General features: G+C 69.3%; 4 protein-coding genes and 1 pseudogene. All 5 read right to left on the bottom strand.

Annotated features, from left to right (window positions below; translation table 11 throughout):
- Positions 1 to 437, bottom strand: a pseudogene (locus J3S20_RS29725) (hypothetical protein); the annotation flags it as partial.
- Positions 437 to 646 carry a DUF6511 domain-containing protein gene (locus J3S20_RS30660; protein ID WP_246603458.1) on the bottom strand — a complete coding sequence of 70 codons (210 nt, stop codon included), beginning with the start codon at positions 644 to 646 and terminating at the stop codon, positions 437 to 439. The gene J3S20_RS30660 and the pseudogene J3S20_RS29725, both read right to left, overlap by 1 nt.
- A 165-nt stretch (positions 647 to 811) precedes the next feature.
- A complete protein-coding gene (locus tag J3S20_RS29715; RefSeq protein ID WP_216840544.1) occupies positions 812 to 2,488 on the bottom strand; it encodes a DEAD/DEAH box helicase in 1,677 nt (558 codons plus the stop codon).
- A gap of 16 nt (positions 2,489 to 2,504) precedes the next feature.
- Complete coding sequence (locus J3S20_RS29710) at positions 2,505 to 3,164, bottom strand: hypothetical protein (RefSeq protein ID WP_216840543.1); 660 nt, start codon at positions 3,162 to 3,164, stop codon at positions 2,505 to 2,507.
- A gap of 16 nt (positions 3,165 to 3,180) precedes the next feature.
- On the bottom strand, positions 3,181 to 4,032 hold an 852-nt coding region (locus J3S20_RS29705), incomplete at its 5' end, for an ATP-binding protein (protein ID WP_216840542.1).

Raw genomic sequence — 4,032 nt, 5'->3', positions numbered from 1 at the left:
GCCTTGGCGTTCATTGTCTTGCATTCCCACAGCGCCGGGAACGCCATGCCGGGGATGGCGGGGCCGCCGGCGAAGACACCGTCGACATGGCCGCGGATGCGACCACCGGCGACGGAGAAGCCGAACTGCTCGCCATCCTCGCCACCGCCGCGGCGGGTGTAGAGATCGAAGCCAGCACTGCGGAGCCAGGCGACGGCGACGTCCTCCAGCGCGTGGCCGATCCCGAAGATGCGTAGCAGGCGCCCGTCGAAGTCGGCGCCCTCATCCTTCGGCGCCTTCACGAACTCAAACTGCAGCGCCCGTTCGCAGGCATGGCCGAGGCGGGAGCCGCCCAGGTAGCTGCGCGGCGGTGTCGCCTGATTGGCCGTGACCAGCGCCGCGTCGATGGCGGCATTCACATGCGTCGAGGTCTGGCTGCGGCTGTTGAAGTCGAGCATCAGAAGGGCACCTCCGCCGCCGCGTCCTGCCGGGCGATCGCCTGCATGGCCTCCTGGAAGCCGCCGACGGCGACCTCGATCAGCGCCAGCACCTGCGTCTCGCTCAGATCCTGGAAGCGGGTGTCCCAGCCGATCTCGGCCATGGTCTCCGCGACGCGGCGCATGGCGGCGCGCATCGCGGCCTTCTCCTGCTCGGTGAGGTCAACCATGACGGACGACCTCCCCGCCAAGCGCGACCAGAAGGCCTGGCAGGCGATGCAGCAGAAGCAGACCGAGGGCCGCGGCTTCTTCCGCGGCACCGGGTCGAACCAGCCAAAGCCACGCGCCGGGCGGGAGCAGATGGCGCAGGGCGGTTCCGGGGAGCGGACCATCGATCATGCGGCCTGCCCCAGCGCTGTGGGCTGGGCGCTGCGCACGAGATGCTGGATGGCCTGGCGGTTGAACTTGAAGGTGAGCAGCGCCGAGGCCTGGTAGCGCGTCATGCCGAGATCGGCGCGGACCGCCGGCGGCAGGTGGATCAGCTGCCGTTCGGTCGGAGGCTCGCGCAGCCAGCGCCGGCTCTTGTGAGCGCTCTCGTCTGTCTCGTAGGCGTTCAGCCAATCATCCGCCGCGGCCAGCGCCACCAGCCGCTCTCCGATGGACAGCAGGCGGGGCCGCTCCTCCTTCGCGCCGCCGACGGCGTGCCAGGCCCCGTTCAGGAAGAAGATGCCCGCCCAGCCGTTGAAGCCATTGGCCAGCAGGGCGGCGTCGTCGCCGAACAGGTCGCACCATTGGAAGGCGGAGCGCCGAAGGAGATCGATCTCCGTCATGATGAAGTCGGTGAGCGGCGCCGTCTCGTGCCCGCGAGGCTCGAAGGCGTGGCCGCAGATCGGGCACTCCATCACCGCGATCGGCACCTCCGCCTCGCAGGAGGGGCAGGTCTTGGTGGGCGGCTCACCTTCGCCGGGCTGGCTGTCGAGATCGACGTCCTGCTCCAGGCAGCCATGGATCTGCGAGGAGGTGCCGAAGTCCAGCACGATGCAGTTGCGCTTGACGATGCCGGGATGCTCAGTGGGATCCACGGTGCGCAGCCCGCGGCCGACCATCTGGATCATCGTGCACTTGAAGGAACTGGGCCGCAGCAGCACGACGCAGGAGGTGGGGGGATGGTCCCAGCCCTCGGTCAGCACCGCGACATTCACGACGATGCGCGCCTCGCCCCTGGCATAGGCGGCCAGGACGGAGCGTCGCTCGCCGTCCGGCATCTCGCCTGTCACCACGACCGTGGGGACGCCGGCAGCGTTGAAGGCGGCCGCGACGTGCTCGGCGTGGGCGATGGTGGAGCAGAAGGCCACGGTCTGGCGGCCGCCAGCCTTCTCCTGCCAATGCTTCACGACCGCGTCGGTGACCGGCACCGTGTCCATGACGCGGGCGACCTCGCCCATGTCGAAATCGTCGCCGCTGCGCCGGACGGCCCGGAGCTCATCCTGGACGCCGACATCGATGATGAAGGTGCGCGGCGGCACCAGGTGGCCGGAGGCGATCAGTTCGCCAAGCCGGATCTGGTCGGCAACGTTGGAGAAGACCTGGCGCAGCCCGATCTTATCGCCGCGGTTCGGTGTGGCCGTGACGCCATAGATGCGGCAGGCCGGGTTGCGCTGCAACGCGCGATCGATGATGCGGCGATAGCTGTCGGCGACGGCGTGGTGCGCCTCGTCGATCACCAGCAGGTCCAGGGCCGGCATCGCCTCCAGGTTCGCCGGGCGCGTCAGCGTCGGCACCATGGCGAAGGTGACCTTTCCGCCCCAGGATTTCTGGCCGGCATCCACCACGGAGGTGGTCACGCTAGGATTCACGCGACGGAACTTCGCCAGGTTCTGCGCCGTGAGCTCATCCCGATGGGCGAGGACGGCAGCCTTAGCGGCGCTGGTGCCGATATGCTCGCCCACCGCCGCCGACAGCATGATGGTCTTGCCGGCGCCGGTCGGGGCGACGCCGAGGGTGTTGCCGTGTTGGTCGAGCGCACGGAGGCTGCGCTCGACGAAGAGCTTCTGGCGGGGGCGGAGCATCATGCGGTGCGGCCCTCCATCAGCGCGCCCAGGCGGGACGCGGATCGGTGCCAGGAGCGGGCTGCTGCGCCGGAGCCGGGAACGCGCCCTGGTGCATGGCCGGCGCGGCGGGCGGCGCATAGGCCGGCGCCGGCGGGGCATAGGCGGGCTGCGGCGGCGGTGCGTAACCAGCCGGCGCAGCAATGCGCCCCATCGCCTGCGCGTAGTCCCGATGGTCCGGCGTCACCGCCATGCGGATTTCGTTCTTGGTCTCGCCGCCCGCATCCGTGCCGTGCTCGATCTTGGCCACGAACTCGAGGCCATCGAGATCCGCGAAGCCGCCGATGCGGCGCGCCGCCTGCGCCTGGGGCGAGACATCCTTGTCGGAGATGCCGCGGGCGGAGTTCAGCATCCCGCGCAGGAAGCTGCGGCCCATCCCCGCCCATTCCGGCCCCTTCGGGCTGTAGAGCCCGATCAGCGTGAAGATCTTCCGCTTGGCGTAGGGTCCCTCCAGCACGGTGAACTCGCCATTGAGATAGACGGCGCCGGTGCTGCCGCGCGTGGCGTAGCCACCTGTCCAGCCCTGGTTCGGATCGTCGAAGCCGCCGGGGCGGATGGTGAGGCGGACCTTCGCGAGCGTCCCCTTGGGGATCAGGTTCGGGTTGGACTGGGCGTCGTTGTAGTCGTTCCAGGCAGCCATGGTGCTTCAGCTCCGATCAGGTGTTGGGGGTGGGGGCGGGCAGCGCGATCGACGACGCGCCGTGCGCGTCGATCGGCGGCGATGGGCTGCGGATTTTCTGGAAGAGCTGCCCGAGATGCGGCGGCTCCAGCATGTCGAGCCGGCCGCTGCGATCCTTCGCGGGATAACCCCAGGGGTTCAACGTCTGGCAGACCAGGCCGCGGAAGGATGCGACCGCAGGCTGGCCGGGTGCGACGTCCGGCTTGATCTCGGCCAGCGTCATGACCTGATCGACGATGCCGGGCAGCTCGAGACCGGTCTTGCTGCCGTCGATCTGCGGCACGAAGACGCGGCGATTGAAGTCGTCGAGCTTCTCGTCGAGGATTCCGACGAAGATCACGTTGCGCCCGCGCGCATGCTGCAGGTGCGTGAGCCAGGCGATCATCTCGCGGCCATGCAGGCCGTAGGCGCCGCGGATGTCGGGCTTGCCGGTCTTCTCGGAATGCGCCTCGGGCTGACCGCGGCACCACTGGAAGCAGAGCCGACCGGCGACCGTGATGCTGTCCACGAAGATCGTGGCGAAGCCGTCCATGCGCGCCGGATCGCCATAGGCCTGCAGGACGCGCGCATACTGCGCGGCGGAATATGGCTGGTCGTCGCGCAACGCGGGGTTGGGGCCGGCCAGAAACAGCGCGAGGTCGCGGCATTCCTCCCAGGTGCGCGGGCGGATCGACGCGCCACGCCAGTGCTGCACGGCGAGATCGCCCGCCTCCAGATCGATGAAGAGCGTGCTGCCCTCGTCGAGCGTCAGCAGGAGGTAGGTCTTGCCGATGCCGCTCTTGCCGAAGATCACGGCCTTGATGCCGCGCGCCTCAGCCTGCCGCTCGTC

It is taken from the genome of Falsiroseomonas tokyonensis (assembly GCF_019024325.1).
GTDB lineage: Bacteria > Pseudomonadota > Alphaproteobacteria > Acetobacterales > Acetobacteraceae > Falsiroseomonas > Falsiroseomonas tokyonensis.
This window is presented reverse-complemented; position numbering and strand designations above follow the sequence as displayed.